A 22,580-nucleotide genomic window follows, 5' to 3' on the forward strand; every position below is an offset into this window, starting at 1 on the left:
CCCCCCCCCCCCCCCCCCCCCCCCCCCCCCCCCCCCGCTTCTGTGTCTCCGCTCGACGCTGTGGCCGATCCTCCGGCTACTTCGTCAGCCAGCGAAGCGGGATGTCGATGACGACCTCGGTCCCCTCGCCTTCGCTCCCCCGCCATTCGATCGAGCCGCTGAGCTCGCCCTGGATGAGGGTGCGGATGATCTGCGTTCCCAGTCCCTGACCGATCCGCCCCTCCGGCAGGCCCTTGCCGGTGTCATGCACCGTGACGCGCAGATTCTCCTCGGTGCGCGCCGCATCGATCGTGACCATGCCCTCTTGCCCTGCGAGACCGTGCTCCACGGCATTCGTGACGACCTCGGTGAGAGCGAGAGCCAGCGGCGTGGCATACTCGCTCGGCAGGACGCCGAAGCGACCGGTCGACCGTGTGCGCGCGCGGGTGTTCGGTGCCGATGCGACCTCGGCCACGAGCTTGAGGACGCGATGGAACACCTCGTCGAAGTCGACCTTCTGCGTCAGGCCCTGGGCGAGCGTGTCGTGCACGACGGCGATCGAGTCGACGCGTCTCATCGCCTGAGTCAGCGCATCGCGCGCCTCGTCGGAGTGCGTGCGTCGTGCCTGGATCCGAAGCAGCGACGCGACAGTCTGCAGATTGTTCTTGACTCGGTGGTGGATCTCGCGGATCGTCGCGTCCTTGGTGATCAGCTCCTGCTCCTGGTGGCGCAGCTCCGAGACATCCCGGCACAGCAGGATGGCGCCGATGCGGGTTCCGTGATCCTTGAGCGGGATCGCGCGCAGCGACACGGTGACACCGCGCGCTTCGATGTCGGTCCGCCACGGCGCGCGTCCGGTCACGACGACGGGCAGCGACTCGTCGACCTGTCGGGACGGCGGCACGAGCCTCGTGGTGACCTCTGCGAGGGATTCGCCCTCGAGCTCGTCATCGAACCCCATGCGATTGAACGCCGAGAGTGCGTTCGGGCTTGCGAACGTCGTGATCCCGTCGACGTCGATGCGGATCAGGCCGTCGGACGCGCGCGGCGCGCCGCGGCGAGGGGAGGTCGGAGCCGCCGGATCCGGGAAGCTTCCGTCGGCGATCATGCGGAAGAGGTCGTTGGCGCACTCGTCGAACGTGATCTGCTGCCGAGACGGGGTCCGGGCCTCGCCGAGGTTCGTGTGCCGGGTGACGACGCCGATGACCACGGCCTGGTGCTCTCCGCCGCGACGTTCGTTGACGATCGGCACAGCTCGAACACGCGTCGGGGTCTCTTCGAACCAGTCCGGCGACGACGAGTCGACGATCTCCGCGGATTCGAACGCCCCCTGCACCTGCGTACGCCACTGAGGGCGCACTCGCTCGCCGACGATGTCCCGATAGAAAAGGGTGGCTGCTCCACTCGGACGCGCGTGCGCGACGGCGACGAACGATCCGTCGTCGGTCTCGATCCAGACCACGATGTCCGCCGAGGCGAGGTCCGCGAGAAGCTGACCGTCACCGGCGAGTCGGTGCAGCCACTCGACATCGTTGTCGGCAAGACGGCCCTGGGCATTGGCGAGGTCGCTGAGCGTTGACACCCCACCAGCCTAGAGCGCGCAGCCTCAGAGAACGGCCAGCGACGTCGCACGCCAGCGACGGTCGAGTCCTTCGAGACGGATCGCCACCGCCCGGGTGCGGCCCGGCCCCGCGACGACGACGACTGCTTCGACCTTGCCGTCGACGGGTTCTGTCACGCGGATCGAGAGGATCTCGAAAGTCGGGCGCGCAGGCGAGACCCCCCTCGCGCTGCGCGCCCTCGCCGAGAGGTTCGCCCGCGTCACCAGGCTCCGGTACGCGTCTTCATTGAACCAGCGGGCGAGCTGATCGACTTCTCTGACTCCCGCGAGCACCTCGAGCACGCCCTGTGTGAGGCTCCGCAGCAGCGGATGCGGATCCGGCAGCTCGGCGCGAGGCGTCGGCTGCGGTGCGAAGTACTCGTGAAGCATCATCTGAGGCACTCTCCATCGGGAAGACTGCGCCAAGTAGAGCATGCGTCCAGCCGCCGTTCGGGTCGCGTTCGGGATCTATGTGGATAACTCGTACATGCCTTCCCGGACATCGCTTACGGTGGGGCGCGTGCACTGGGATCGACTGTTCGAAGACCTCGAAGGCCAGCTCGCCTCGGAGTGGGAGAGCGAGCGCGCGGCGCTGGATGCCGAATCCGAACGATTGCGCATCTCGCGACTCGAGCTTCGCAGCCGTCTCAGGGTTCTCTGCTCCGCAGCAGCTCCGACGACCATCGACCTGCCCGGCGGAACTCGTGTGCGGGCCCGGCTCGACGCGCTCGGCTCGGATTGGATCGCCGCGACGATCGCGCAGGCCGAGGAATCGACCACGACGCGGTCGACCCTGATCGTTCCTTTGCACGCGGTGCGCGGGCTGACCGTCGATCATGGCCTGCTGCTGTCCAGTCTGGACGAGCATGACGGCTCCGCGCCTGTGCTCCGCGAGCGCATGTCGCTCGGCTTCGTTCTGCGTGATCTCGCCAGGCGGCGGGTGCCGGTGCGAATAGTCAGCGTCGACGACTCCGACATGCACGGAACGATCGACAGGGCGGGAGCGGATCATCTGGACCTCGCTCTGCATGATCCTGGCGAGGCGCGGATCGCCTCGGCCGTCCGCAGCTTTCAGATCATCCCGTTCGCCGCGGTGTCCTCGGTGCAGACCGTCGGAGATCAGATGCCGTGACGGCGGGATGTACCCCAGACCTCCGGGAAGCTCGCCTCGTTGGCCTGACGCCACAGGGCCATCCGTCTGGCCTCTTCCGACTGCTCGTCGAGATACTCCGAAAGGCTCGACTCCTCGATGCGCCATCTGGCCGGTGTGCCGAGCTTGGACCCGCGCAGACGCCCCTCGTAGACGAGCTCGATGACTTCGTCGACCTCGATGCTCAGCAGCTCCGCCACCTGGGCCGGCGCGAGGAAGCCCTGCGCGGGCTGAGAGGAATGAGGCATGCTCCCATTGTCCTCCTGCCGTGCCGGAGCACCAGCGCCGATCCGATGCTGTGGATAAGTCTCGAACGGGCTCATCGATTTCTGTGACCATGTCGACATGAGCAAGTTCGTCCGTTCCCGCCGCGCCGTCTGGGGTGACGCCCGTTTTCTGATCGGCATCGCGGTCGTCGCGTTGTCGATCGGCGGCGTGTGGGCCGTCGTCTCCTCCTCCGGCACCACGACGCCGGTGCTTCAGGCGACGCGCACGATCGCTCTCGGTGAAGCGCTCGTCTCGGAAGACTTCCAAGTGGTCGAAGTCGGACTCGGCACGGTGACGGACCGCTACCTGGCACCGCAAGAGCTGCACGCCGGCCAGGTCGCGTCCCGCACGGTCTTCGCAGGAGAGCTCCTGGCCACCTCTGCCGCTGAGAGCGCCGATGCCAACAGGACGACCACGATCGTCGTCGAGAGCAGCACGGGGATCCCGGCCGATGTCGCCGCCGGGAGCGTCATCGAGCTCTGGCATTCGCCACCGGTCGACGACAGCGGCAGTCAGGGTCCGCCTCGTATCCTCGTGGCCGACGCCATCGTCACATCGGTCACGAAGGCGGAGGGGATGCTCTCGGCCGACGGCACGACCGCCGAGGTCGTGATCGACCGAGCGGATGTCGCCGAGGTGCTGGCCGCGATCACCGGCGGCTCTGTCCTCTCGGTCGTGCCGATCGGTTCGACCTCATGACCTCGGTCCTCGTCGCTGTTCCGGAAGCCCGCGCGCGAGGTCTGGCCGACGAGCTCGAGATGGAGGGGATCACTGTGGTCTCCGTCGTGCCGCCGAACAGAGTCCTTCCTCTGCCCGAAGGCGTCGATGCGGCCATCGTCGTCGCCACCCGCGCCGTTCTGACATCCGAGCTCGTCGCCGAGTGCGACAGGGCTGGCGTGCGGATCATCCCGCTCGGCGACAGCGACAGCAGGTTGCTCGGACGCTACGGACTCACCACCGCGCTTCCGGCTGATGCGAACGGCTGGGAAGTCGCGGCAGCACTCACCGCTGATATCCCGCGCATCACCGGGCATGAAGCATCACCTCCGCATCGCGTCACGGTCGTTTGGGGCCCCTCCGGCGCCCCTGGCAGGTCGACCATCGCGATCCAACTCGCCGTCGAACTCTGCCGGACGGGGCGGCGCGCCGCCCTGGTCGATGCCGACACCGTCGCTCCGTCACTTGCGCTGCTTCTGGGGCTCAGCGACGATGCGCCCGGCATCGCCGCCGCGTGCCGACGCGCAGAACTCGGCGCACTCGACTCAGCCGAGCTCACGAGGCTGGCGACGATCCTCGCGACGAGCGCAGGCGAGATCGAGGTCCTCGGCGGCATCAATCGGCCAGGGCGCTGGCCGGAACTCGGAGCGAGTCGTCTGCAGACCACTCTGCGCGCCTGCCGCAGCTGGGCGGAGGAGACCGTCGTCGACGTGGCGAGCGCCTTCGACGCGGACGACGAAGCGACCTACGACCTCGCCGGACCGCGCCGTCACGCGGCCACGGTCGCGGCGCTGCAGGAGGCGGATGCGATCATCGCGGTCGCGTCGGCCGACCCGCTCGGCATCAGTCGCTTCGTGAGGGAGCATGCCGAGCTCCGACGACTCACGGCCCCCACGCCCATCAGGGTCGTGGTGAACCGCGTCCGACCCGGCCCCCTGGGCATCGACGCGCGTGGTCAGATCCGGCGCACTCTCGAGAGATTCGCGGGCATCACCGACATCGCGTTCCTGCCGTTCGATCAGCGCGCCGCTGACTCCGCTCTGCTGCACGCCCGCCCGATGGCAGACCTCACCCCGCGTTCGACCCTGATCGCCGGCGTGCGTCGCATCGCCGAGACGTACAGCTCGGCGACGTCGCACACGTCTACTGGCGGTAGCTCGAGAGGAAGTTCCCGAGGCGCTCGACGGCTTCTGCGAGCACACGAGGCTCGGGGAGCGTGACCAGCCTGAGGTGGTCGGGCGTCGGCCAGTTGAAGCCGGTCCCCTGCACGAGAAGGATGTGCTCGGAGACCAACAGGTCGTAGACCAGCTTCGCATCGTCCCTGATCTCGTGGACATTCGGGTCGAGACGAGGGAAGGCGTACAGGGCACCGACCGGCTTGACGCAGGAGACACCGGGAATCGACTCGAGCCCCTCCCACGCGATGTCGCGCTGCTCGTGCAGGCGTCCGGTCGGAGCGATCAGCGCATCGATCGACTGCACTCCCCCGAGAGCCGCCTGCACCGCGTACTGCGCGGGGACGTTCGGGCAGAGGCGCGTGGACGCGAGGAGGTTGATCCCCTCGAGGAACCCCTTCGCGTGGTCCTGCGGCCCGGTGATCACAAGCCATCCGGACCGGAATCCGGCGACTCGATAGGTCTTCGAGAGCCCGTTGAACGTCAGGCACAGGAGATCAGGCGCCAGCGTGGCTGTCGGGATGTGCACCGCACCGTCGAACAGGATGCGGTCGTAGATCTCATCGGACAGCAGCAGCAGCTGGTTCTCCCTCGCGATCTGAACCATCCCCTCGAGGACCTCGCGAGAGTAGACCACGCCGGTCGGGTTGTTGGGGTTGATGATCACGAGTGCTTTGGTGCGAGGAGTGATCTTCGATCGGATGTCCTCGAGGTCGGGCTGCCAGCCGTTGTCCTCGTCGCAGAGGTAATGCACGGGAGTGCCGTCAGCCAGACTCGTCATGGCAGTCCACAGCGGATAGTCGGGGGCCGGGATGAGCACCTCATCGCCCTCGTCGAGGAGCGCCTGCATCGTCATCGTGATGAGCTCGGACACGCCGTTTCCGAGGAAGACGTCCTCGGGATCGAACCGGGGGAACCCGGGGATCTCCTCATACCGGCTGACCACGGCGCGGCGTGCCGAGATGATCCCCTTGCTGTCGCTGTATCCGTGCGCGGTCGGAAGCGCCGCGAGCATGTCGTGCACGATCTGGTGGGGTGCCTCGAAGCCGAAGATGGCGGGGTTTCCCGTGTTGAGCTTGAGGATCCGGTGTCCCTCGGCCTCGAGCCGCGCCGCCTCGACGAGCGTGTTTCCACGGATCTCGTACAGGACGTTCTTGAGCTTCGACGACTGGTCGAAGTGGCGCGTTGGTGTCATTGCGCAAGCCTACAATGACGCGAAGAAGGGCCGATCCATCCGGACCGGCCCCTCATCGAACTTCCTGGCTACTTCTTCTTCTTGCTCTGCGCCCGGCGCTGCTCACGGTTGCCGGCAGGTGCTGCGGGGGCCTCCGTGCGCTGGCCGAACGCACCGCGCGGAGCATCCTCGGCCTCGGCCGGCTCGGCCGGCGCCTGACGCGCGGCGGCCGCCTGACGGAGCTTCTCGGTCGCAGCCTGCTGAACCTGTCCTCGGTCGTCTCGGACCTCGACCTCGCCGGCATCGTTCGCCGCTGAGTACTCGAGGCGCTGGTCTCCGCCGCCTTCGGCGAGGCCCTTGGCCTCGACCTCGGCAGTCTGCGAGTCGCCCGCCCGGCGGACCTCGACCTCGAGGTTGTAGAGGTACCCGACGGACTCCTCCTTGATCTGGCCCATCATCGACTGGAACATCGCGTAGCCCTCGCGCTGGTACTCGATGAGCGGGTCGCGCTGCGCCATCGCGCGAAGACCGATGCCGTCTTTGAGATAGTCCATCTCGTAGAGGTGATCGCGCCAGCGACGGTCGAGCACCTGGAGCACGACACGACGCTCGAGCTCACGGGTGGCCGCTTCTCCGAGTGACTCTTCGCGGGTCTCGTAGGCGATCTTCGCGTCCGAGAGCAGTTCGCGGGTCAGACCGTCCGCAGTGATACCGCCCTTGCGGCCGGCGGCCTCGGACACGACCTCGTCGATCGTCACGCTGACCGGGTAGAGCGTCTTGAGCTCCGTCCAGAGTGCGTCGAAGTCCCAGCTCTCGTTGTGCCCCTCGCCTGTGTGATCCCGCACCACGCCGCTGATCGCGTCTTCGATGAAGTGCTGCACCCGGTCGGCGATGTCGTCGCCCTGCAGGATGTGGCGACGGTCGGCGTAGATCGCCTCACGCTGACGGTTCAGGACGTCGTCGTACTTGAGGACGTTCTTTCGCATCTCGGCGTTGCGGGACTCGACCTGCGACTGGGCGCTGCGGATGGCCCGCGACACGAGACCCGACTCGATCGGGACGTCGTCGGGGAAGTTGGTTCGAGCCAGGATCGCCTCGGCGGCCCCCGACTGGAAGAGACGCATCAGGTCGTCGGTGAGGCTCAGGTAGAAGCGGCTCTCACCCGGGTCGCCCTGACGACCGGAACGGCCTCGCAGCTGATTGTCGATCCGACGCGACTCGTGGCGCTCGGTGCCCAGGACGTAGAGGCCGCCGGCCTCGATGACCTTCTCGGCCTCCTCGGCCACGATCGCCTTCATCGACTCGTAGGTCTCGTCCCACGCGACCTCGTACTCCTCGGGCGTCTCGACCGGGTCGAGCCCTCTGCCCTTGAGTTCCTGCACGGCGAGGAACTCGGCGTTGCCGCCGAGCATGATGTCGGTTCCACGGCCGGCCATGTTGGTGGCGACGGTGACGGCGCCGAGGCGTCCGGCGCGTGCCACGATCTCGGCCTCGCGCGCGTGGTTCTTCGCGTTCAGGACCTCGTGCTTGACGCCCTTCTTCGCGAGGAGTCGCGACAGGTACTCGCTCTTCTCCACGCTGACGGTGCCGACCAGCACCGGCTGGCCGCTCGCGTGGCGCTCGGCGATGTCCTCGACGACCTGGGCGAACTTGGCGGTCTCGTTCTTGTAGACCAGATCCGACTGATCCTTGCGGATCATCGGCCGGTTCGTGGGGATCGGGATGACGCCGAGCTTGTAGGTCGACATGAACTCGGCCGCCTCGGTCTCGGCGGTACCGGTCATGCCGGCGAGCTTGTCGTAGAGACGGAAATAGTTCTGCAGCGTGACGGTGGCGAGAGTCTGGTTCTCGGCCTTGACCGGCACGGCCTCCTTCGCCTCGATGGCCTGATGGATGCCCTCGTTGTAGCGGCGGCCGACCAGGATGCGGCCGGTGTGCTCGTCGACGATCATGACCTCGTCGTTCATGACGACGTAGTCGGTGTCCTTCTTGAAGAGCGCGAGAGCCTTGATCGAGTTGTTGAGGAACGAGATCAGCGGGGTGTTCGCGGACTCGTAGAGGTTGTCGATGCCGAGGTAGTCCTCGACCTTCTCGATGCCGGGTTCGAGCACGCCGACGGTGCGCTTCTTCTCGTCGACCTCGTAGTCGACGCCTGCTTCGAGGGTGCGGGCGATCTTCGCGAACTCGGCGAACCAGCGGTTGGCCTCACCTGACGAGGGGCCCGAGATGATCAACGGCGTCCGAGCCTCGTCGATGAGGATCGAGTCGACCTCGTCGACGATCGCGAAGTAGTGCTCACGCTGGACGAGGTCTTCCTTGCGCCACGCCATGTTGTCGCGAAGGTAATCGAAGCCGAACTCGTTGTTCGTCCCGTAGGTGATGTCAGACGCGTACTGCTCGCGGCGGACAGCCGGCGTCTGACCGGAGACGATGATGCCCGTCGACATGCCGAGTGCCCGGTACACGCGGCCCATGAGCTCGGCCTGGTAGCTCGCGAGGAAGTCGTTTACCGTGATCACGTGGACGCCCTCGCCCGCGATCGCATTCAGGTAAGCCGGGAATGTGGCGACCAGGGTCTTTCCCTCACCGGTCTTCATCTCGGCGATGTTGCCGAGGTGGAGTGCGGCACCACCCATGATCTGCACGTCGTACGCACGCATGCCGAGCGTGCGCTTCGCCGCCTCACGCACCGCGGCGAACGCCTCGGGCATGAGCTGGTCGAGAGACTCGCCCTTCGCGAACCGCTCGCGCAGCTCGGCGGTCTCGTTGCGCAGTTCGTCGTCCGTGAGCTTGGAGATGTCCTCTTCCAGCGCGTTCACGGCCTTGACCACCTGGTTCAGGCGACGGATGACCCGCCCTTCTCCAGCGCGCAGCAGCTTCTCAAGAGGATTCGCCACAGATGTCATCTCCCTGTCGATGGTTCCGGCGGCGCCGCTTGTCGGGCGCGTGCCAGGCATACCTTGTCATGTTACCCGTCCGTGACCTGGACGTCGTCCGCATGGCGCGCCGCCATGACGTTTCCGAGTATGTATATATTGTTCCTCGACACCGGGAGGTCCACATGTCGGTCCGACAGAGTCTGCTCGCGATCCTCGCGCAGGGCCCCTGCTACGGCTACCAGCTCCGTCACGAGTTCGACCGACGCACCGGCTCGGTCTGGCCGCTCAACGTCGGTCAGATCTACAACACGCTCGAGCGCCTCGAGCGCGACGGACTCGTCGAGCGTGGAGCCGCCGATCTGCAGGGCCACGTGTACTGGGAGATCACCGACGCCGGGTCGTTCGAGGTCGACCGTTGGCTGGCCTCCCCCGTCGCGCGGAGCCAGGCCACCCGCGACGAGCTCGCGATCAAGCTGGCCGTCGCGGCGACGCTTCCCGGCGCGGATGCGACTCGCGTGATCGAGACCCAGCGCGCGGCGTCTGAAGAGCATCTCGGGGAGCTCACCACGGCGAGGGAGTCACGCGAGGACGACAGTCCCCAGGGGCTCGCGTGGTCGCTCGTCGTCGACTCGATGATCTTCACCGCAGAGGCAGAGCTCCGCTGGCTCGACCATGTGCAGACCCGTCTCGCACAGCATCCCCAGCACGCGCTCGCTCTGGAGCTCACGACCGAGCGACCGAAGCGCGGCCGTCCGTCGAGGACAGAGGTCGCGGCGCTCGCCTGAGCGCAGTTCGCCTCAAGCGTATGCACAGCCAGTGACGTCGCCCGGGAAACTAGGATCAGTCCTATGGCTGGAATATGGGGCAGACGCAAGCGCGAGCAGGAACAACTGGCCGCACAGGACGCCGACCTGGCTCGCCGCGCAGAGCAGGCACTCGTCTCCGCTGACGAGCGCATCAGGAGCACCTCCGACGAGTTGGCGTTCGCGGAGGCCGAGCTCGGCGAGCAGCTGACTCGGGATCTGAAGAAGGCGCTGAGCGCGGTGCGCACTCACCTGCGCGAGGCTTTTCAGCTCCACCAGCTCAACCACGACGAGATCCCCGACACTCCAGAGGAGCTCCGCACCCGCAACGCGCGGATCATGCAGCTGTGCGACTGGGCGCAGGACCTGCTCGATGAGAAGACGTCGGACCTCGCGACATCGATCTCGAAGGTGCGTCGAGCGCCCGAGGTCATCGCCCAGGTGCGAGCGGATGCCGAGACGCTGAGCGCGCGGATCCCGCAGACCAACGAGACCGTCGCCCGCCTCTCCTCGCGATACGCGGATTCGGCGATGCACCAGATCGCGGCCAGCGCCGCGGAAGCCGAGCAGCTGATCGCCTTCGCCACTCATGGCGCCGCCGTGTCGGAGCGTCGACGCGCCGCGAAGCAGAACGAGGAGGCGAACCTCGCCCTCGAGACCGCGACCGAGGCGACGCGCCGCGCCTCCGCTCTGCTGGATGCCGTCGAGGACTTCGAGATCGAGGCGCTGCGCGCGGAGTCGACCCTCGCGGAGGTCGTCGCTGACTCGCGCAGTGACCTCATCGCAGCCCGGACCGCTCCGCAGGTGCCGGCGGTCACCGCTGCGGTCTCCGCCCTCCAGGACGCACTCAGCGCACTGTCGCCCGCAGGCTCACCCGGTGACCCCTTCGCGGAACTGTCGCGGCTGCGCGAGGCGAACACCGCGCTCGACGATGCGATCGCCACCGCCCGCCACCGTGAAGCGCACCCGCTGCCCAGCATCCAGCAGGTGCAGCACGCGATCGACGACGCGGATCGTCAGCTGGGCGTCGCTCGCGGACTCATCGCAGGGCACAGGGGCTGGATCGGTGCGGATGCCCGCACTCGCCTCGCAGAGGCCGAGAGGCTGCGCGTCGATCTCTCAGACCTGCTTCCGGCGGAAGAGACCCGCGATGAAGCGCTGGCCAGCGCTCGGCGCGTCGCGCACCTCGCCTCGGAAGCCCTGCAGCTCGCGCAGCGGGACATCGATTCATCCCGTCCGCAGGACCAGGGTTGGGGTGGCGGCGACGGCTGGGGCGGAGGCGGCTGGAGCGGCGGCGGCCGACGCGGCGGGGGCAGCGACGTCGCCTCCGGGATTCTGGGCGGCCTGGTCATCGGGAGCATTCTCGACGGAATCTTCGACTGACCCGCATCCTCAGCACATGACGACGGCCCGACTCCTTCTGGAGCCGGGCCGTCGTCGTATCAGCCTCAGGAGGCGAGTGCCTCAGTGGGCGGAGCCTGCGTCTCGAGCGCGATCACACCGTAGTCCCAGCCCTTGCGGCGGTAGACGACGCTCGGGTGATCGGTGCGCACGTCGACGAACAGGAAGAAGTCGTGCCCGACCAGCTCCATCCGGTCGACGGCCTCTTCGACGGTCATCCATTCCGCTCCGAAGTTCTTGGTGCGGATGACCACCGGCGAGTAGACCTCGTCGTCGTCGTTCTGGATCGGCACAGCGCCCGTCGCGACCGCGCGAAGGACCTCCACCGATGCCGGCTGGACGTCGATGCCCTCGAGCGCACCGCTCTCCTTCTCGAAGTGCGCCCCACGCGGATGCTGGCGTCCGTCGACTCGCTTCTCCTTGGCCCGACGAAGCTGTTCGGCCATCTTGTCGACGGCCATGTCGAGTGCGACGAACTTGTCTCCGTCCGTGGCCTCGGCGCGAACGACGGGCCCCTTGCTGATGAGCGTCAGCTCGACGGTCTCATCCGGCACATGACCGTTGCGATACACCCGGTGGGTGACTTTGACATCCAGCCGCTGCGCACGGGACGCGAACGTCTGGATCTTGGCGATCTTCTCTTCGACAACGGTGCGGAATCGGTCGGTGATACCCACCCCGACGCCAACGATGCTCGTTTCCATTGCTGCCTCCTTGTCCCGGTCCTCCCGGCCAAGGGCGGACCGTGGTCGCCTTGTGACCCCCAACGGTAGTCCGCCTGACCTCCGATGTCACGGGTCATTTGCTGCGTGTCTCCGATGCGTTCGCATTCCGTTCGCCGAGACGGGGTGTCGCGGCGAGCGCGACCGCCGAGACGACCCGGGCGCCGGCCTCTCTCAGCGTGCGAGCCGCTTCGTCGAAAGTCGCTCCCGTGGTCACGACGTCGTCCACGAGCACGATCGCCCCGCCCCCGGTGGCCGGTCGTGATCGCATGCTCCCCCGCACGTTCTCCGCCCTGCTCGCCGAGTCGAGTCCGCGCTGATCCGCACGTCGCCCCCTCCGCACGAGCAGGCGATCCGGCGCCGCACCCGCCCGCCTGATCAGCAGATCGGGAACCCGGTAGCCCCGTCGTCGGAACGCACTCTGCGACGTGGGGATCGGCACCAGACGCACCAGGTCATCGAGCTCGGCCTGCGCATCGACGATGCCCGCGAGAACCTCACCCAACGCCGCTCCGAGCGGGCGCGCGAGCATCGTCTCGCCGTCATCCTTGAGCCTGCGGATGCACCGGGACGCGATGGACTCGAACGGCATGGCGGCCCGGACGAGCAGGCCGCTCGGCGTGCGTCGCATCAAGGGCGCTGCTCGGATGCCCTCTCGACACGCGTCGCACAGCATCGTCTCAGGGCGACCGCAGCCTGCGCAGGTCGCTGCGAGCAGCAGAGCGAGCACCTCCACACCGATGGCACGGGCGAGCGGATGCGAGAGCATCCGTCGATCCTGCCGCACCGGCCGAGGCCTCTTGACCGCAGCCCTGTGCGGAACCCGCCGGCTGTGAGTGCTCAGCCCTCACAGGCCCGCCGTGCAGAGGCAGTCGCGCTCAGTGACCTGCTCGGGTGGCGAGAAGCGAGACTCCCGTGACCGATTCGCTCCACGCCGACCCGGTTCGCGCGAACACAGCACCCTCGGCGCCGAGGACCCGCAGGCCGGTGGCGGCTCGCGCACCCGCGATCGACACCGCGCCCGTCGGGCCGACCTCGGTCTCGCCCGGCCCTCCGACCACCTGCGTGACGACCATCCGGTCGCCCGGGTCGGTCAGCAGGCCCAGGCGGTCGGCCCCCAGCCAGACCAGCCCCACGGCGCTGCCGTCGAGCTGCGCGATCGGCTCGGTCGGGCCGAGTTCGGTGGGCAGTCCTGTCTCGTCGCGGATCACCGAGGAGACGACGATCCAGCGTTCTCCTCCGATCACGACGACTGCAGCCACTCGGGCGCCATCGGCGGAGACTCGGATGGCGGAGACCGTCGACGCCTCGGGCCACGCGCCCGCGATGGTCTGCGGGGCGACGTCGCTCCCGATCGCCTGCAGAGCGGCAGGCGCATTCGAGGGCACCGACCAGGTGTAGTCGTAGGGGTCCAGCGACGGCCGCACCAGCGACGGGCGCGCATCCAGTTCATCGAAGCCGCCGTCTCCAGCGAGCCACACATGCCCGTCGATCAGCTGCACGGCCGCGCGAGAGCTGTCGACCGACACGTCGATCGCTGTGACCGGCTGACCCGCGTTGAGGATCTGATCCGTGACACCCGGGATCGGGGTGATCTCGCCACCCACCAGCATCCCGAACGTCCCGTCCTTGATCACGAGACTGCCTGCATCCGCCGTATCGGTCACGACCTCGACGACACCGGCTTCCAACGCCCGCCCGTCGACCGTGAAACGCACCTGGTCGATCTGCACCCCCGCAGCGACGAGGGTGGCCTGAAGCTGCGTGCGCATGCGTGCGAGGGTCGTGGGGTCGAGACCGAGGGCCGCTCGGTTCAGTGCGACATCGGCGATCTGATCCGGGTCGATCGGAACGGCGTCGCGGGCGAGCTGCACTTCCTGTGGGAACGCGCTCTGCACGGCGGGGTCGAGCCACGGCCGCGGTGCCCCGCCGATCAGCGACTGCGCGATGGTCGTGGCGACCGTGGCGCGTCTGGGGAACCAGCGCACGTCGGGCACGAGACGCTCCCAGGTCTGGTCGAAGTACTGCAGTGCGTAGTCGTCATAGACCCGCGCGAACCTCGACTCGTCGATCACCACACCGTCCGGAGCCTCGGCGATCCGCCACTGGCCCTTCGTGCGCTCGACCACGAAGGCGGAGTTGGAGGCGCCGAAGGCCTCGGAGTAGGCCCCGGTCGCGTCGACGCTGGCTATCTGGTCGAAGGCGACTCGCACGTCGGCGGTGTCTCCGTCCTCCGCCTCGCTGTCGTCCTCGACGTTCGAGACGAACGAACGCGTCGCGGCGCTCACGTCGATCGACACCCCGGTGTTCGGACGCCAGGTCGACGCGAGTTCCGGGGTGAGGAATCTCCGAGCGGTGTCCCAGTTGTCAGCGGGAGTGATCGCCGCTTCCATGAAGCCCTCGACGATCTCCTCCGGGCCTGCGCCGTCGACGGGATCTGAGGCGAGCGGGAGGAAGTCCTGACCCTCCGGGGACGCCCCGAGCGGATTGCCCCTCTGTACGTCTCCGGTCGTCGGGAGGCCCGTGCACGCAGACAGGAGAAGCGCAGCTGTCGCGATAGCGAGCCCGCGCAGCGTGCGTCGGGTCCTGGCCGTCATTCGATGCTCCCTCGATCGAAGAGCTCGGCCGGAACGTCGGCGAGCTGGATCGGCTGCGTGGCGTCGCCGGGTTCTCCGAGACGCTCCTGAGGCTCGATGGGGATGGGCGAAGGGCCCTCCGTCGCGTCACCCCGACGAGGCAGTGTCAGCACGAAGTTCGTGCCGACCCCGAGCTCGGACCAGACATCGAGCGATCCACCGTGCAGAGTCGCGTCGCCGAGCGCGATCGACAGTCCGAGCCCCGTGCCCCCCAGCGTGCGCTGGCGAGAGGGGTCCGCCCGCCAGAATCTGTCGAACACCCGCTCCGCATCGGCCGGATCCATGCCGAGACCGAAGTCCCGGACACCGGCGGCCACGGCGTGCTGGTTGCTGTCGACGGTGACCACGATCGGCCTGCCCTCGCCGTGCTCGATCGCGTTGCCGATCAGGTTGCGAAGCACTCGGCGCACACGCCGCGGATCCATGTCGACCGGCGAGTACCCGCCCGGTGCCACGAGCCTCAGCTCGCTGCCCCGGTCGTCGGCGAGAGGCTGCATCTGCTCGATGATGTCCTCGGCGAGATGCGCGAGACTCGTGGCCTCGAGTTCGAGCTGCACGGAGCCCGCGTCGTAGCGACTGATCTCGAGCAGGTCCGACAGCAGAGTCTCGAACCGCTGCACCTGCGTGTGGAGGAGTTCGGTGGTGCGTGCGGTCGTCGGGTCGAAGGCACCCCGCTGGTCGTTCAGCATGTCGGCCGCGAGACGGATCGTGGTGAGCGGAGTCCGCAACTCGTGCGACACATCCGACACGAAGCGCTGCTGCACGAGCGACAGCTCGCCCAGTTCTTTGATCTGGGACTCGATGCTGTCGGCCATGGCGTTGAAGGAGCGTCCGAGCGTGGCGATCTCATCTTCGCCGTGCACGTCGATGCGGACTCCGAGGTCGCCCGAGGCCAGTCGCGCGCTCGTCTCGGCGGCCTCGACGATGGGGGTCGACACCGTGCGGAGAACGATGAAGGAGATCGCGGCGACGATGGCGACGAGGCCGATGCCGGCGACCCAGAGGGTGCGCTGCACGAACAGCAGGGTGTTGTCGGCATCGGCCAGGTCGTAGGCGAAGTAGATCGCGAACGGACCGGCCTCGGGCACTCGCAGCTGCTGGCCGACGATGATCCCTGGGACTTCCCGACCGCCGACCTCGAGCGACACGGACTGCCACGACTGCCAATCGTCGAACTCGACCACCCTGTTTCTCAGCCCGGAGCTGATCAGATTGTCGCTGAGCCCTGCGGTGAAGCCGTTGAGCGGGATGTCCGGGTCGACCTCCATGCGGAATCCGGCGAGGCCCTCGGCCGTCGAATTGCGTCCCAGGTCTTCCTGCACGCTGTCCCAGAGTTCGGGGAGGGCGGCCGGATCGTCGCCGAGCGCAGTGGCGTCGAGGGTCGCCTGAGCCTGATTCACCGAGCGCGCCGCATCTTCGAGCGCTTCGTTCTTGCGCGACTCGAAGAGATCGCTCTGGATCACGAGCGCCATGGTCACGCAGGTGATCAGGATCGCCGTCGACGTCAGCAGAAGCGTGATCGTCAGCGTTCGGAACCGCAGGGAACTGCGCCACAGCGCCCGGAGGACGGTCGGCCAACCACGCCAGTCGCGGATGACAGCGACCGCCGTGGTGGTCGCTGTGGTCGCGGCCATCGTGGTCCTAGCCCGCGCCCCCGGCACGGTAGCCGACGCCCCGCACCGTCATGACGATCTTGGGGTTGTCCGGGTCGAGCTCGACCTTCGCCCGCAGGCGCTGCACGTGCACGTTCACCAGGCGCGTGTCGGCCTTGTAGTGATAGCCCCAGACCTGCTCGAGCAGCATCTCTCGCGAGAACACCTGCTGCGGCTTCGAAGCCAGCGCGACGAGCAGCTGGAACTCCAGAGGCGTCAGGGCGATGGGAGCCGTGCCACGGCGCACCTCATGGGCATCGACGTCGACGGTGAGGTCTCCCACTCGCAGCTGCTCCCCCACGTTCTGCGACGTAGGCCTCAACCGCGTACGGATGCGCGCGACGAGCTCCTTCGGGTTGAAGGGCTTGACGATGTAGTCGTCGGCTCCGACCTCGAGCCCTCGCACCACATCTGCCGTGTCGCTGCGGGCGGTGAGCATGATGACAGGGACGCCGGATTCGGCGCGGATCCGGGAGCAGATCTCGATGCCGTCCATGCCTGGAAGCATCAGGTCGAGCAGCACGAGGTCCGGGCGCTGTGCGCGCCATTCATCGACCGCCCGCGCACCGTCGGCGCAGAACACCGGCTCGAAGCCCTCGGTGCGCAGCACGATGCCGATCATCTCGGCGAGCGCGGTGTCGTCGTCGACCACAAGAATGCGTGAGGTCATAACTGTTACCTTATGGCACTCAGTACCACAGCCCCCATGTCTACGCGCCGACGGGTCTTGTGACACGATGGGAGCGCACGACGGAGGGAGTGCCGGTGAGCGGCCAGACGTGGACCCCTGCCCCGAAGAAGGGCATCATCCCCCTGCATCCGCTGACATTCGGGATGCTGCTGAGCAAGTCGTTCGTCGCGCTGCGGCACAACCCCAAGGTCCTCTTCGGCTTCGGGGTCGTGATCCAGCTGGCGGTCGTCGTGCTGAGCGCCACGGTGATGGGCTTCGTGTTCGTCACCACGTTCACGCGACTCGAGTCGCTGTCGCCCTCCTCTGCGGACTTCGAGGCCGTGTTCGCAGGCACCATCGCGATGAACATCGTCGCCGGCATCGCCGTGGGCCTCGCATCCGTCGCCTTCACCGCCCTGATGCAGGGCGTCGTCGCAGCCGAGGTCGGCTTCGCCGCGATCGGGGTGAAGGCGAGCCTCAAGACCCTCTGGCGCAAGATGATCCCGTCGTTCTGGCGGCTCGCGGCGTTCGCGTCGCTCTCCGTCATCTTCGTCTTCGGCGTGATCGTGATCCTCTTCGTCATCATCGCCGGCTTCGTCGCGAGTGGGCTCGGCGGTTCCGTCGAAGCCATCGGCGGCATCGTCATCCTCATCGTGGTCCTGCTGCTCGCCATCGTCCCCCTCATGGTCTGGCTCACGACCAAACTGCTCCTCGTGCCGTCGATCCTCGTGCTCGAGCGAGCGAAGTTCCGCGATGCGCTCGTGCGCTCGTGGCGCCTCACCCGCGGTCGTTTCTGGATCGCCTGGGGAGTCACCTTCCTCATCGGCGCCATCATGGGTGTGGCGATGCAGCTCGTGAATCTGCCCGTCTCACTGGTGAGCTCGATGCTCGGGTCGACCATCGCTCCGACCGGCTCTGCCGACACCGCGGCGATCATGGGATTCGTCTTCGCGCTCCTCGCCCCGCAGATCCTGCTGCTCGTGCTGCAGGCCATCACCCTCGTGGTGCAGAGCACCGCCGGGACCCTGGTGTATCTCGACAGCCGGATGCGGTACGAGGGTCTCGATCAGGCACTGATCAGTCACGTCGAGAGACGCGATCTCGGATGGACGGACGAGCAGCTCGGCGATCCGTTCGCCGTCGATCCGGCACGCGCCGTCTCGAGCGCTCCGCCGCCGAAGCAGATCCCGGAATGGGCCACGATGACGGCCGCCGGTTATGAGATGCCGCAGTACCCGGCACAGCCATACCCCGCGCAGCAGTACTCAGGGCAGCCGCCCTACGCCCAGCAATACCCGGCGCCGCAGTACCCGGCGCAGCCCTACCCGGCGCAGCCGAACTCAGGGCGGCCGCCCTACGCTCAGCAGTACCCGGCGCAGCAGTACCCGGCGCAGTCATACCCGGCGCAGTCATACCCGGCGCAGCCGCCGTATCCGGGAGCGGTCGCACCTGCCCCGCCTCAGTCGCCCGCGGGCGCCTCGGCGCCGCCCGCGTACTCGCCCCCTGCTGCTCCCCCGGCTCCTGCGGCTTCGCCGGCTTCCCCCGACGAATCCACCTGGGCCGCGCCCGGAGCCGGCAGCGAAGGACCTGCATGATCCGCTCGCTCGACGACGTGTGGGTCCCCGACGGAGACGATGCGCGGCAGTGGGCCGAGCAGGAGCTCTCCGATCCGCGCTACGCCGATGCGAAGCCCACCTGGTTCGACCTCGTCGCGCGTGACATCGGACGATTCCTCGCCGACCTGTTCAGCTCCGACAACGGCGCCAGCGTGGGGCCCTCCGCCTTGATCATCGTGAGCATCGTCGTCTTCAGCGCCCTCGTGGCGGCGCTCATCATCTGGGGCCGCCCGCGCCGCGCCCAGGCTGTCCGTCGGCCCGGGTCCGGCCTCCTCGGCGCGGACGACGACCGCTCGGCCGCGCAGCTGCGAGCCGATGCCGATCGCTGTGCACGCGGAGGCGACTGGGACGAGGCGACCATCCTGCGATTCCGCGCGCTCGCCCGAGGGCTCCTCGAGCGCGACCTCATCGATCCCTCCCCGGGAGCGACCGCGCAGGCGATCGCGCGCGAGGTCTCGGTCGTGTTCCCTGCGGAGACGACACCGGTGCGCCAGGCTGCGATCTCCTTCGACGACGTGCGCTACCTCCGGCATCCCGCGACTGCTGAGCGCTACGCCGAGCTCGCGGCCACCGACGACCGTCTGAGTGCGCTGCGCCCAGAGGCGGTGCCCGCGTGAGCGTGGTCGAGCAGCGCGATGCCCCGACGTCGACGGCCGAACGCGCGCCTCGCGGCAGAAGATCCCGGTCGCTGCTCGGGTGGGCGATCGTCGTGGCGCTCGTTCTCGGCGGCGTCTTCGTGGCGATACAGGTCGGCGTGCGCATGCCCGATCAACGCGGCTCACTCGATCCGGAGAGCGTGGGCGATTCCGGAGCCATGGCCATCGCCCGGATCCTGGAGGACAACGGCGTCGAGGTCTCGGTGTTCCGCTCGCGGAACGAGGCACGAGCTGCGCTCGACGACGACACCACACTCGTGATGGCCAATCCCTATACGCTCTCCGACTACGCGATATCCGAGCTGATCGAACCGGCCCAGCGAGTCGTGTTCCTCTCGAGCAGCACTCATCTGCTGACCCTTCTGCGCATCGGCGAGAACGCCACGCCGGACTCGACTCCGGTGCCGGCCGACTGCGACGCCCGTGAGTTCGCGGATGTCGGCACCATCCGCCCTGATCGACTGTTCACGCCGGCCGACGGCGTGGAGGGCTGCTTCGGCGCGGGCGACGCGGCGGCCGTGCTCATCGACGAGACCGACGGCAAGACGCACGCCGTCGTCGAGGGCGCGCGTCTCTTCAGCAACGCCTACCTCGCGGAAGACGGGAACGCCGCCCTCGGACTCGCTCTGCTCGGTCAGACCGACCGGGTCGTCTGGTACGTCCCCAGCTTCGACGACACCGACATCGAAGGCGAGACCGACGACACGCTCGGCTCGCTCACGCCCGGGTGGGTGACGCCCGCCATCCTGCTGCTCATGGTCGCCGGCGTCGCAGCAGCGCTGTGGCGCGGACAGCGCTTCGGACCTCTCGTCGCCGAGACTCTTCCGGTGACCGTGCGCGCCTCGGAGACGATGCACGGACGGGCGCGCTTGACAGCGAAGGCAGGCGACGCCGCGCATGCGGCCGAGGCGATCCGCGACGGCAGCAGGCGTCGGCTCGCGCGCAGGCTCGGACTCGCCGTGACCGCGGGCGCCGAGGAGGTCGCGGATGCCGCGGCCGATCGGCTGCGCATCCCCCGCGGATCTCTGCACGACCTGCTCGGGGGTGCGACGCCTGCCGATGATCCATCGCTGATCGACCTCGCGCGGCGCCTGCAAGAACTCGAGAGCGCGGTCGACGCCTCCTCCTTCACGGAGCGGAGATCCGAATGATCCGCCGAACCCACCGAACCGCCGTCCATCCATCCGAACGGAAGCCGAGGACACCACGTGACCGCTGAGACATTCAACGACGCCGAACTGCGTCAGGCCATGCACCGTGTGCGCACGGAGGTCGACAAGGCTGTCGTCGGCCAGGCCGGCACCGTGACCGGCCTGCTGGTGTCGCTGCTGGCACGAGGACACGTGCTGCTCGAAGGCGTGCCGGGGGTGGCGAAGACACTGGTCGTGCGCTCGTTCGCGCGAGCGCTGGGCCTCGACACGAAGCGCGTGCAGTTCACGCCCGACCTCATGCCCGGCGACGTCACCGGCTCGCTCGTGTACGACGCCAGGACGGGCGAGTTCGACTTCCGTGCGGGCCCGGTGTTCACGAACATCCTGCTCGCCGACGAGATCAACCGCACGCCCCCGAAGACGCAGGCCGCCCTGCTGGAGGCGATGGAGGAGCGGCAGGTGTCCGCCGACGGCGTCAGCCGCCCACTGCCCGATCCGTTCCTCGTCGCGGCGACGCAGAACCCGATCGAGCACGAGGGCACCTACTCGCTTCCGGAGGCGCAGCTCGACCGCTTCCTCATGAAGCTCGTCGTGGGAATGCCTGAGCGGGACGCCGAAGTGTCGGTGCTCCGCAAGCACGCATCGGGCTTCTCGCCTCGCGAGCTCACCGGCGTCGAGGCCACCGTCTCGGCCGACGAGATCCGGGCGGCGCAGGATGCAGCCGGGCGCGTCGAGGTCACCGATGACGTCCTCGGCTACGTCGTCGATCTCGCCAGGGCGACGCGCCAGTCGCCCTCGGTCGAGCTCGGCGCGAGTCCTCGCGCCTCGACGGGCCTGCTGGCCGCCGCGAAGGCGTGGGCGTGGCTCAACGCATCGACCGCGGTCACCCCTGATCACGTGCAGACCATGCTCGTGCCGGTCTGGCGACACCGACTGCAGCTGCGTCCGGACGCGCAGATGGAGGGCGTATCGGCGGATGCCGTGCTCACGTCCGTCGTGCAGCAGACCAGGGTGCCGATCTAGGTGTTCGTCACCGGCCGTCTCGCGCTTGCCGTCGCCGTCGGCATCGTCCCGCTCGTCCTCGCCGGGCTCGCGGAGTTCCCGCCGTATGCCGCGCTGGGCATCTGGGTGCTGCTGTGCGTGCTGCTGGTGGTGCTCGACGTGCTGCTGGCACCGAGCCCTCGCTCCGTCGTCGTGACGAGGCGCGTGCCGGCCCGCGCCCGGATCGGAGAACTGGTTCCGGTGAGCGTCGCGCTGCAGAATCAGGGCAGCCGCACCCTGCACGCGGTGATCCGTGATGCATGGCAGCCGACGGCGGGCGCGGGCGAGGCGCGTCAGCGACTCAGCATCCCACCGGGCGAACGGCGACGCGTCTCGATGCCGCTGCTTCCCCGGCGTCGAGGGGAGCTCGCGAGCGAGTTCGTGGTGATCCGGTCGCGGGGTCCGCTCGGCCTCGCCGGACGGCAGGCCCGTCACACGGTGCGGGGAACCGTCCGGGTGCTCCCTGCCTTCTCGTCGCGCAAGCACCTGCCTTCGCGGCTGGCACGGCTGCGGGAGCTGGACGGCAACACGAGCATCCAGGTGCGCGGTCAGGGGACCGAGTTCGACTCTCTGCGGGAGTATGTCCGGGGCGACGACGTACGGTCCATCGACTGGCGGGCGACCGCCCGGGCGGGAACCACGATGCTGAGGACGTGGCGACCCGAGCGCGACCGCCACGTCGTGATCATCATCGATACGGGGCGCACCGCGGCTGCGCGCGTCGGCGACGGAACGAGAGTGGACGCCGCCCTCGAGGCATCGCTTCTGCTCGCTGCCCTCGCGGCGCGAGCGGGTGACCACGTGCATCTGCTCATGTACGACCGTGTCGTGCGGGCTCGAGTCACCGGCGTCGACGGCGCCGCGCTTCTGCCCGCCCTGACGGATGCGATGGCCCCGGTGCACGCCCGCCTCGTCGACACCGACTGGCCGGGCGCGTTCGCCGCGGTTCGTACCCTCACGACCCGCCCCGCGCTGATCGTCGTGCTGACCGCACAGGATGCCGCTGAGTCGGCACGCGGATTCCTCGGTGCCTTCCCCGATGCGAGCAGGGCGACGTCCATCCTCGTCGGATCCGTCACGGACGACGGCATCGCGGATCTCGCGATGCAGCGTGGTTCGCGTGAGGAGATCTACCTCGCCGCCGCCGCTGAACGCACCATGCGCGATGCGGAGAACGTGGCCGATGCGGTGCGTCGCGCCGGAGGCGAGGCCATCGCCGCCGATCCTGAGACACTGCCGCCTCGGATCGCCGACCGATACCTCGAGCTGAAGGCCTCAGGGCGGCTGTGAA

20 protein-coding genes are annotated in these 22,580 nt (G+C 68.2%); 10 read left to right on the forward strand and 10 right to left on the reverse strand.

Annotation, left to right across the window (positions count from 1 at the left end; translation table 11 throughout):
* Positions 1-76: 76 nt before the first annotated feature.
* Both OPU70_RS12930 and OPU70_RS12935 read right to left on the reverse strand, forming a co-directional pair.
* The gene (locus tag OPU70_RS12930) at positions 77-1,561 is read right to left on the reverse strand and encodes a sensor histidine kinase (protein WP_042541917.1); all 1,485 of its coding nucleotides are present in this window, start codon (positions 1,559-1,561) and stop codon (positions 77-79) included.
* 24 nt (positions 1,562-1,585) lie between these two features.
* A complete protein-coding gene (locus OPU70_RS12935; protein ID WP_181164351.1) occupies positions 1,586-1,972 on the reverse strand; it encodes an Rv3235 family protein in 387 nt (128 codons plus the stop codon).
* Between the two features lie 127 nt (positions 1,973-2,099).
* Here OPU70_RS12935 and OPU70_RS12940 point away from each other — a divergent pair, with 127 nt between their 5' ends.
* On the forward strand, positions 2,100-2,711 hold the full coding sequence (locus OPU70_RS12940) for a hypothetical protein (RefSeq protein WP_498557964.1): 612 nt from the start codon (positions 2,100-2,102) through the stop codon (positions 2,709-2,711).
* Here OPU70_RS12940 and OPU70_RS12945 read toward each other — a convergent pair.
* On the reverse strand, positions 2,699-2,977 hold the full coding sequence (locus tag OPU70_RS12945) for a helix-turn-helix domain-containing protein (RefSeq protein WP_498557965.1): 279 nt from the start codon (positions 2,975-2,977) through the stop codon (positions 2,699-2,701). The genes OPU70_RS12940 and OPU70_RS12945 overlap by 13 nt on opposite strands.
* 97 nt (positions 2,978-3,074) lie before the next feature.
* Between OPU70_RS12945 and OPU70_RS12950 the strand changes: the two genes are divergently transcribed.
* Positions 3,075-3,695, forward strand: a complete 621-nt coding sequence (locus OPU70_RS12950; RefSeq protein ID WP_042541920.1) for an SAF domain-containing protein — start codon at positions 3,075-3,077, stop codon at positions 3,693-3,695.
* Entirely contained in the window at positions 3,692-4,933 is a 1,242-nt protein-coding gene (locus OPU70_RS12955) for a CpaE/TadZ family protein (protein WP_052493011.1), read from the forward strand. The genes OPU70_RS12950 and OPU70_RS12955 overlap by 4 nt, the downstream gene beginning before the upstream one ends.
* On the opposite strand, the gene OPU70_RS12960 is transcribed toward OPU70_RS12955, so the two are convergent.
* Both OPU70_RS12960 and secA read right to left on the reverse strand, forming a co-directional pair.
* Positions 4,857-6,083: a pyridoxal phosphate-dependent aminotransferase gene (locus OPU70_RS12960; protein WP_042541921.1), complete on the reverse strand. Its 1,227-nt coding sequence runs from the start codon at positions 6,081-6,083 to the stop codon at positions 4,857-4,859. The two genes, OPU70_RS12955 and OPU70_RS12960, sit on opposite strands and share 77 nt — an antisense overlap.
* A 68-nt stretch (positions 6,084-6,151) precedes the next feature.
* Positions 6,152-8,959 carry a preprotein translocase subunit SecA gene (gene secA, locus OPU70_RS12965; RefSeq protein ID WP_498557966.1) on the reverse strand — a complete coding sequence of 936 codons (2,808 nt, stop codon included), beginning with the start codon at positions 8,957-8,959 and terminating at the stop codon, positions 6,152-6,154.
* Between the two features lie 164 nt (positions 8,960-9,123).
* Here secA and OPU70_RS12970 point away from each other — a divergent pair, with 164 nt between their 5' ends.
* The gene (locus OPU70_RS12970) at positions 9,124-9,726 is read left to right on the forward strand and encodes a PadR family transcriptional regulator (protein WP_079112593.1); all 603 of its coding nucleotides are present in this window, start codon (positions 9,124-9,126) and stop codon (positions 9,724-9,726) included.
* Between the two features lie 63 nt (positions 9,727-9,789).
* Positions 9,790-11,127 carry a coiled-coil domain-containing protein gene (locus OPU70_RS12975; protein WP_079112592.1) on the forward strand — a complete coding sequence of 446 codons (1,338 nt, stop codon included), beginning with the start codon at positions 9,790-9,792 and terminating at the stop codon, positions 11,125-11,127.
* A 65-nt stretch (positions 11,128-11,192) separates the two neighbouring features.
* Here the strand turns inward: OPU70_RS12975 and hpf are convergent, their stop codons facing one another.
* The 5 genes from hpf to mtrA form a co-directional block, all read right to left on the reverse strand.
* Positions 11,193-11,849 (reverse strand): ribosome hibernation-promoting factor, HPF/YfiA family, encoded by a 657-nt coding sequence (gene hpf, locus OPU70_RS12980; protein ID WP_042541925.1) that lies wholly within the window; start codon positions 11,847-11,849, stop codon positions 11,193-11,195.
* Between the two features lie 94 nt (positions 11,850-11,943).
* Positions 11,944-12,636, reverse strand: coding sequence for a ComF family protein (locus tag OPU70_RS12985; RefSeq protein ID WP_498557967.1), 693 nt, complete (start codon positions 12,634-12,636; stop codon positions 11,944-11,946).
* A 109-nt stretch (positions 12,637-12,745) separates the two neighbouring features.
* Positions 12,746-14,464, reverse strand: a complete 1,719-nt coding sequence (locus OPU70_RS12990) for an LpqB family beta-propeller domain-containing protein (RefSeq protein ID WP_042541927.1) — start codon at positions 14,462-14,464, stop codon at positions 12,746-12,748.
* On the reverse strand, positions 14,461-16,137 hold the full coding sequence (gene mtrB, locus OPU70_RS12995) for an MtrAB system histidine kinase MtrB (protein WP_042541928.1): 1,677 nt from the start codon (positions 16,135-16,137) through the stop codon (positions 14,461-14,463). Before mtrB ends, OPU70_RS12990 begins: the two co-directional genes overlap by 4 nt.
* Before the next feature lie 7 nt (positions 16,138-16,144).
* Entirely contained in the window at positions 16,145-16,825 is a 681-nt protein-coding gene (gene mtrA, locus OPU70_RS13000; RefSeq protein WP_042541929.1) for an MtrAB system response regulator MtrA, read from the reverse strand.
* Between the two features lie 95 nt (positions 16,826-16,920).
* Between mtrA and OPU70_RS13005 the strand changes: the two genes are divergently transcribed.
* The 5 genes from OPU70_RS13005 to OPU70_RS13025 all read left to right on the forward strand — a co-directional run bounded on the left by OPU70_RS13005 (position 16,921) and on the right by OPU70_RS13025 (position 22,579).
* Positions 16,921-18,420, forward strand: a complete 1,500-nt coding sequence (locus tag OPU70_RS13005; RefSeq protein WP_498557968.1) for a DUF7847 domain-containing protein — start codon at positions 16,921-16,923, stop codon at positions 18,418-18,420.
* Entirely contained in the window at positions 18,417-19,058 is a 642-nt protein-coding gene (locus OPU70_RS13010) for a DUF4129 domain-containing protein (RefSeq protein ID WP_079112588.1), read from the forward strand. Before OPU70_RS13005 ends, OPU70_RS13010 begins: the two co-directional genes overlap by 4 nt.
* Positions 19,055-20,248, forward strand: coding sequence for a DUF4350 domain-containing protein (locus tag OPU70_RS13015; RefSeq protein WP_498557969.1), 1,194 nt, complete (start codon positions 19,055-19,057; stop codon positions 20,246-20,248). The genes OPU70_RS13010 and OPU70_RS13015 overlap by 4 nt, the downstream gene beginning before the upstream one ends.
* A 99-nt stretch (positions 20,249-20,347) precedes the next feature.
* Positions 20,348-21,271 (forward strand): AAA family ATPase, encoded by a 924-nt coding sequence (locus OPU70_RS13020; RefSeq protein ID WP_042542171.1) that lies wholly within the window; start codon positions 20,348-20,350, stop codon positions 21,269-21,271.
* Entirely contained in the window at positions 21,272-22,579 is a 1,308-nt protein-coding gene (locus OPU70_RS13025) for a DUF58 domain-containing protein (protein WP_498557970.1), read from the forward strand. It abuts the gene before it with no gap.
* The last annotated feature ends 1 nt before the right edge of the window (position 22,580 follow it).

Source organism: Microbacterium sp. SWDP-B6, assembly GCF_059803615.1.

Bases quoted from the DNA above. Each gene is read 5' to 3' on its own strand.
- OPU70_RS12950 (WP_042541920.1), top strand. From the start codon at position 3,075: ATGAGCAAGTTCGTCCGTTCCCGCCGCGCCGTCTGGGGTGACGCCCGT.
- OPU70_RS12970 (WP_079112593.1), top strand. From the start codon at position 9,124: ATGTCGGTCCGACAGAGTCTGCTCGCGATCCTCGCGCAGGGCCCCTGC.
- OPU70_RS12990 (WP_042541927.1), bottom strand. From the start codon at position 14,464: ATGACGGCCAGGACCCGACGCACGCTGCGCGGGCTCGCTATCGCGACA.
- OPU70_RS13010 (WP_079112588.1), top strand. From the start codon at position 18,417: ATGATCCGCTCGCTCGACGACGTGTGGGTCCCCGACGGAGACGATGCG.
- OPU70_RS12945 (WP_498557965.1), bottom strand. From the start codon at position 2,977: ATGCCTCATTCCTCTCAGCCCGCGCAGGGCTTCCTCGCGCCGGCCCAG.
- mtrB (WP_042541928.1), bottom strand. From the start codon at position 16,137: ATGGCCGCGACCACAGCGACCACCACGGCGGTCGCTGTCATCCGCGAC.
- OPU70_RS12975 (WP_079112592.1), top strand. From the start codon at position 9,790: ATGGCTGGAATATGGGGCAGACGCAAGCGCGAGCAGGAACAACTGGCC.
- OPU70_RS13020 (WP_042542171.1), top strand. From the start codon at position 20,348: ATGCACCGTGTGCGCACGGAGGTCGACAAGGCTGTCGTCGGCCAGGCC.
- OPU70_RS12955 (WP_052493011.1), top strand. From the start codon at position 3,692: ATGACCTCGGTCCTCGTCGCTGTTCCGGAAGCCCGCGCGCGAGGTCTG.
- mtrA (WP_042541929.1), bottom strand. From the start codon at position 16,825: ATGACCTCACGCATTCTTGTGGTCGACGACGACACCGCGCTCGCCGAG.
- OPU70_RS12985 (WP_498557967.1), bottom strand. From the start codon at position 12,636: ATGCTCTCGCATCCGCTCGCCCGTGCCATCGGTGTGGAGGTGCTCGCT.
- OPU70_RS12960 (WP_042541921.1), bottom strand. From the start codon at position 6,083: ATGACACCAACGCGCCACTTCGACCAGTCGTCGAAGCTCAAGAACGTC.
- OPU70_RS12935 (WP_181164351.1), bottom strand. From the start codon at position 1,972: ATGATGCTTCACGAGTACTTCGCACCGCAGCCGACGCCTCGCGCCGAG.
- hpf (WP_042541925.1), bottom strand. From the start codon at position 11,849: ATGGAAACGAGCATCGTTGGCGTCGGGGTGGGTATCACCGACCGATTC.